This window comes from Janthinobacterium sp. YR213, from assembly GCF_900099875.1.
Lineage (GTDB): Bacteria > Pseudomonadota > Gammaproteobacteria > Burkholderiales > Burkholderiaceae_D > Janthinobacterium > Janthinobacterium lividum.
On sequence record NZ_FNDA01000013.1, the window covers coordinates 1 to 6,438 of the forward strand.

A 6,438-nucleotide genomic window follows, 5' to 3' on the forward strand; every position below is an offset into this window, starting at 1 on the left:
CCCATCCCGAACAGGACCGTGAAACAACTTTGCGCCGATGATAGTGCTGCAACCAGTGTGAAAGTAGGTTATCGTCAGGCTTGTTATTCGCAGTAGAGAAAAACCCGTCAAGCAATTGGCGGGTTTTTTTTCGTCTGGTGCTTTGTTTTATTCACATTTTTACTGTACGTATGGCGGAGTTGACCGAAGTTATCGGCTGCGCACCTTTTTTGCGGGAATGCCAGAACACCTTTGACGCGTAATTCAGGTCAACACTTGTAAGGTGCCCAAAATACCCATCTTGCCCCTTCCGTGTTGCCCGCGACGGGCACCGTCATGTTCTCTTCATATTGACACTGTACGATGACTTGCATGGCTGCTGCTCTTGAGTGGCCAGTCCCTTTCATCTCATCAAGTAAATGTGTACACCCATGTTGGCCAAGCTTAAACTCGTCAAAACTCCCACAGGCATCGATAGCGCCTTGATGCTCTCGGCCATGCTGATACTCTGGATCGGCAATTACAGCAATCTCGACCTCATGATCGCCGACAGTATGTTCGACGGTGCGCGTGGGCAATTTGCCGGCGCTGACAGCGCGTGGGCGCGCGGTTTCCAGTTCTGCATGACCTTGCTGGCCGCGGTAGCGATAGTCCTGGTGGTCTGGGACACGCAGCGTCCGCTGGCCTGGTCTGCCTCACGCCGCAGCGCCTTGCGCGTGGTGGCCCTGTCGGCTATCTTGGTGCCGCTAAGCATCTATTTGCTCTCTTCCTTCAGCGATGTTCCCTGCCCCACGGATTTGCTGCGCTATGGTGGACTGCAACCGTATACGCGCCTGCTGGAAACATTGCCGGCTAGCGCATCTGCCATGGTCTGCTTGCCCGCCACGCATGCGAACACTGCCTGGTGGATGCTGGCCTTGCCATTGTTCTGCCTGCCCGGACGGCCACGCACGGCACTTTTGTTCGCCGGTGTCATGTTGCTGTGCGGTTTGGCGGCAGGCTGGCAGCAGCAGTTGCAAGGTAAGCAATTTTTTACCCACACCTTGTGGTCTGCCTGGATCGCTTCTTTCCTGATCTATCTGCTGCATAATTTGTTCCGGGCCGAGGACGCGTTGGCCTGAAACACAAAAGTACGTCACAATCTGCCTGTCTAGTTGTCGTTTCATACAAAAACAGGAGCACCATGAACGAGCAGATTGCGAGAGAAGTGGTATTGGTCCGTGCTATCGAGACGGCCGACCAGAAAAAAGAAGTCCTCAGCGAGGATGACCGCATGTATGCCAGCCGCAGCGCGCGTGAGCTTGCGCAGTGGCAAGCTTCGGGCAAGCAGGCCGAAGTGACAGGTGACGATTTCCTGCAGCAGCGCTCCGAGCTGATCCTCAAGCGCATCACCGAGCGCACGCCCGCTTTTGCTGCCTTCGCGAAACGCCGTAACGGCATGAAGACCCTGGCGCTGACATTGCCCTTGCTGGCACTGCTGCTGGGTGCCGGGCTGGACCGCATCACGGATCCCCATCGCGTGGATCTGCTGTCGGCGCCCTTGCTGCTGATCATCGCCTGGAATGTGCTGGTCTACCTGGGCTTGCTGATCTGGCTATGCATCCCCTCGCACTCCCTCGGCTGGCCGAAGGCGGGACTGGTGCGCCACCTGAGCGTGGGCCGCCTGGCGTTGCCGCGCAAGCTGCCGCACGCCTTGTCCTCGGGCTTGCTCAGTTTTATGGGGGAATGGGCGCACTTGAGCGCCAAGCTGACGGCCGCGCGCCTCAGCCGTACCATTCACCTGAGCGCCGCCATGTTTGCCATCGGCGCCGTCGCTTCACTGTACGCGCGCGGCTTCCTGTCGCAGTACGCGGCCGGTTGGGAAAGCACTTTTTTGAATGCCAGCCAGGTGCACAGCCTGCTTTCGACCCTGTTTGCGCCGGCTATTGCCCTGTTTCATTTGCAAGGCTTTTCGCTGGCGGAAATCGAAGCGCTGCGCTTCCCGCAAACGACGACCGTCGAAGGTGGCGCACGCTGGGTGCATTTATATGCGGCAACGATTTTCCTGCTGGTGGTCGTTCCCCGCCTGATACTGGCACTGGTCAACAACTGGCGCGCTGCGCGCCTGGCCAAGCACTTTCCGCTGGATCTTGATCAACCGTATTTCCGCAAGCTTAATGAAAGCATCGGCGTGGCAACTGGCGGCATGCTGCGTGTCTTGCCGTACAGCTTTACTGTCGATGAGGCACGACACAAGGGCCTGGGGCAAATCTCCCTCATGCTGTTCGGCGAGCAAGGCCGCATGATGCTGCGTCCATCGACGTCGTATGGCGAGGAGCCGCAGGACGTCTTGCGCGACACGGACTTGAATGATCCACAAGTCAATATCACGGCCGTGCTGTTCAACCTGACGGCGACGCCGGAAAAGGAAAACCACGGCGCCTTCCTCGATTATCTGGCGCAATCGTCGGCACGCGGCATCGCTGTACTGATCGACGAATCCAGCTACCTGGAACGCGCGGGCGAGCAGGTGGATAATGCCGCCCGCTTGGCGGAGCGAGTCGCTCTGTGGCAACAGTTCTGCCAGTTCCACAAAACCACGGCCACCCTGGTCAATTTGCTCAATCCTGCCTTGCACCCGCTCGATGCCGGTGTCGGGCTGAAAGTATCGGCAGCAGCATGAGTGTGAATGTGAATAAAAATGTGCAGGATGATGCGGTACAGATTCAGTTTGCGCTGATTTCGCACACGAATAATGGCAAGACGACCTTGGCGCGCACTTTAGTGGGCGTGGACATTGGCGAAGTGCGCGATGCGGCCCACGTGACCGTGTTTGCGGAATCGCATACCTTGCTGGCGACACCGCAGGGCGATGCCTTGCAATTGTGGGATACGCCCGGCTTTGGCGACTCCGTGCGCCTGCTCAAGCGCCTGGGCCAGTCGGGCAATCCCATCGGCTGGTTCCTGCGCGAAGTGCTGGACCGTTACCGCGACCGCCCGTTCTGGCTCAGCCAGCAGGCGCTGCGTACGGCCAAGGACTCTGCCGACGTGGTGCTGTACCTGGTGAATTCCTCGGAACATCCCAAGGATGCGGGCTACTTGCCGGCAGAAATGAAAATCCTCGCCTGGCTGGATAAGCCGGTGGTGGTCTTGCTCAATCAGATGGGGCCGCCGCGTCCTGGCAATGAGGAGCACGGCGAGCAGGCGCGCTGGCGCGAGCATTTGCAGCAGTATCCCATCGTGCGCGATGTCCTGGCGCTTGATGCCTTTGCCCGCTGCTGGGTTCATGAGCGCGTGTTTTACGAAGCCGTGGGTAAATTGTTGCCGCAGTCGCAGCAAGCCGGCTATGCGCGTCTGTTTTCTGCCTGGCAAGAGCAGAATACGGCGCGTTTCCAGCAAGCCATGCATTTGCTGGCCACGCAACTGGCAGTGGCAGGGCAGGATCGCGAAGCCATCGAGCTCGGCTCCAAGGGCTTGCTGAAATCGGCCTTGCAGGTAGTGGGCATCGGTAAGAATGCAGAGCAGCAACGCCAGGAAAAGGCCATGGCCAGCCTGGTGGCACGGCTCAATACGCACAGCGGCGTGACCACGCGTGAACTCTTGATCTTGCACAAACTCGACCCGACCGATGCGCATAAGATCAATAGCCGGATACGGGAAAATTTTGCCGTGCGCGCGCCGATCGACAAGGCGCAAGCGGGGTTATTGGGTGCCATGATTTCTGGCGCGGCGACGGGGCTGTCGGCCGACCTGATTTCCGGCGGCCTGACTTTGGGCACGGGCGCCTTGCTTGGTGGCGTGGTCGGTGCGCTGACGTTTGCCGGCGCTGCCTGGGGCTTTAATTCCGGCACGGACCGCAATGAACCCACCATGCAATTCACGGATGCCTTTTTGCGCACCCTGGTGGTGGCGGGCGTGCTGCGCTACCTGGCGGTGGCGCACTTTGGTCGTGGCCGCGGCAATTTCGTGGAAAGCGAGGCGCCGGCTTTCTGGCAGGATGAGGTCGAGCAGGCGGTGGCGCGCCATGAAGGCGCATTGGCCGAGCTGTGGAAAGAGGTGCGCCGGGAAAAATCGCCGGAGCAGGCCGCCGAGCGCGTTTTGCCCGTCATGTCGTCCATCACCTCCGATACCCTGGCGCGTCTGTATCCGGATGTGGCGCGTCTGGTATAGCTTATCAGGCGCGGGCTTGCAGCCACCGTTCCAGAAATTGCACGCAGGCCCTGACCTTGGCCGAGTTCGACAGCCGCGAAGTGGTCACTGCCCACACATCGGCGACCTGATGATACGCAGGCAAGATACGCACCAGCTTGCCTTGCGCCAGACTGCTTTCCACATCCCATGCCGAACGCAAGATGATGCCGTGGCCGTCCAGCGCCCATTGATGGACGATCTCGCCATTATTGGCCGATAGCGGCCCATCGACCTTCACCGTTTCCGACCCTTGCGGTCCCTGCAGTTTCCAGCGTCGCCCATCCAGGTCACGCTCGCGGATGACGATGCAGTCATGCTCGCGCAATTGCGCCAGCGTGTCCGGCGTTCCGCGTTGTGCCAGATAGGAGGGTGCGGCGCACAGTACGCGTTGATTGCTGGCAATGCGGTGGGCGATCAGGTCTGGCTCGCGCACCACGCCGATGCGAATGTCGAGATCGAAACCTTCGCCCAGCAGGTCGACTGGACGGTCGAGCAATTCCAGCTGTATTTTCAAGTCTGGATACTGCCGTGCCAGCTGGGAGAGGGCTGGGCCGAGCCGGTTGCGCCCGAAGCCGGAACTGGAGCAAATGCGCAGTAGGCCCTGCGGCTGCAATTTCGACTGTGCTACCGCTTCCCCCATCTGTTCGACATCTTCCAGGATGCGCTGCGCCCATTGCCGCACGATCTCGCCGTGATCGGTGACGCTGACCCTGCGTGTGGTCCGGTGCAGCAACCGTACTTCTAGCGCCGCTTCCAGCATGCCGATGCGCTTGCTGACGACCGCCTTGGAAATACCCAGTTCCAGCGCCGTGGCGGCGAAACTGGTTTTATGGGCGACCTGGCAAAACAGGCGTAAATCTTCCAGCAGCGGCGTATGTTTCATTGATTGAGCACGAAATGTGGATACTGAGGTCATGAATACCCTGATTGTATTCTGATGCGGCGCCAGTATCATCAATGCATCCATCTATAAACAGGAGAACCTCATGCCCGCACACAGAATCGCAGTCATCGCCGGCGACGGCATAGGCAATGAAGTCATGCCGGAAGGGCTGCGTGTCGTCGAGGCTGCCGCGCGCCGTTTCAATATCGACTTGCAGTTCACGACCATGGAGTGGGCGAATTGCGACTACTACCTCGAGCATGGCCAGATGATGCCCTCGGATTGGTTTGCCCAGCTAAAGGATTTCGACGCCATCTATTTTGGTGCCGTCGGCTGGCCGGACAAGGTGCCGGACCATATCTCGCTGTGGGGTTCGTTACTAAAATTCCGGCGCGAGTTCGACGAATACGTCAACTTGCGGCCCGTGCGACTGATGCCGGGTGTGCCGTGTCCGCTGGCGAACAAGAAGCCGGGTGATATCGATTTCTATGTGGTGCGTGAAAATACGGAAGGAGAATATTCGTCCGTGGGCGGGCGCATGTTCGAGGGGACGGAACGCGAAACGGTGCTGCAGGAATCCGTGTTTACGCGCAAGGGCGTTGACCGCATCCTGAAGTATGCGTTTGAGCTGGCGCAAAGCCGGCCAAAAAAACACCTGACATCGGCGACCAAGTCGAACGGTATCGCCATCAGCATGCCGTATTGGGATGAGCGGGTGGAGGCGATGGGGCCCAGCTTTCCCGATGTGCACTGGGATAAATACCATATCGACATCCTGGCGGCCCGTTTCGTGCTCAGTCCCGAGCGCTTCGACGTGGTGGTTGCGTCGAATCTGTTTGGCGACATTCTGTCCGACCTGGGCCCCGCGTGCACGGGAACGATTGCTATCGCGCCATCGGCCAATATCAATCCGGAACGCACGTTCCCCTCTGTCTTCGAGCCCGTGCACGGATCCGCACCCGATATCTATGGCCAGAATATCGCCAACCCGATCGGCATGATCTGGTCGGGCGCCATGATGCTGGACTTCCTCGGTAATGGCGACGCCAATTACACTGCGGCGCATGACGCGGTTTTGCGCGCCATTGAGAAGGTGCTTGAGCATGGCCCGCGCACACCGGACATGGGCGGCGGCGCCAGTACGACCGATGTGGGCGTTGCAATTGCGGAATTGCTGAAATAAAGCTTGCCGCCCATGGGCGGCTTTGCTATAGTTCGCCTCCCCAATGAGACGCAGTCAAATGCGGCAGTTGAGGATCACCAGAAACGGTGATGTAGCAGAAAAGAAGGAGTTGACGATTGTGCTGAAATGCTTCATACTCTTCCTTCTTCGCAGCTGACAAACACAACGCTTTGTCGATAGCGCGAAAGCAGTACCGAATACAGTTCTTTAACAATTAACAGTC

At 58.9% G+C, this 6,438-nt stretch carries 5 protein-coding genes; 4 read left to right on the forward strand and 1 reads right to left on the reverse strand.

The genetic code is table 11. From position 1 onward, the window contains the following. Positions 1-410 precede the first annotated feature (410 nt). The 3 genes from BLT98_RS28485 (at position 411) to BLT98_RS28495 (ending at position 4,128) form a co-directional block, all read left to right on the forward strand. On the forward strand, positions 411-1,100 hold the full coding sequence (locus tag BLT98_RS28485) for a phosphatase PAP2 family protein (RefSeq protein WP_092613748.1): 690 nt from the start codon (positions 411-413) through the stop codon (positions 1,098-1,100). Positions 1,101-1,162: 62 nt separating this feature from the next. Beyond that, complete coding sequence (locus tag BLT98_RS28490) at positions 1,163-2,641, forward strand: DUF2868 domain-containing protein (protein ID WP_092613750.1); 1,479 nt, start codon at positions 1,163-1,165, stop codon at positions 2,639-2,641. Continuing rightward, positions 2,638-4,128 carry a DUF3482 domain-containing protein gene (locus BLT98_RS28495; protein ID WP_092613752.1) on the forward strand — a complete coding sequence of 497 codons (1,491 nt, stop codon included), beginning with the start codon at positions 2,638-2,640 and terminating at the stop codon, positions 4,126-4,128. Before BLT98_RS28490 ends, BLT98_RS28495 begins: the two co-directional genes overlap by 4 nt. A 4-nt stretch (positions 4,129-4,132) precedes the next feature. Here the strand turns inward: BLT98_RS28495 and BLT98_RS28500 are convergent, their stop codons facing one another. Continuing rightward, positions 4,133-5,032, reverse strand: a complete 900-nt coding sequence (locus tag BLT98_RS28500; protein WP_092613754.1) for a LysR family transcriptional regulator — start codon at positions 5,030-5,032, stop codon at positions 4,133-4,135. Between the two features lie 103 nt (positions 5,033-5,135). On the opposite strand from BLT98_RS28500, the gene BLT98_RS28505 reads away from it, so the two are divergent. Continuing rightward, entirely contained in the window at positions 5,136-6,215 is a 1,080-nt protein-coding gene (locus BLT98_RS28505; RefSeq protein ID WP_092613756.1) for a tartrate dehydrogenase, read from the forward strand. The last annotated feature ends 223 nt before the right edge of the window (positions 6,216-6,438 follow it).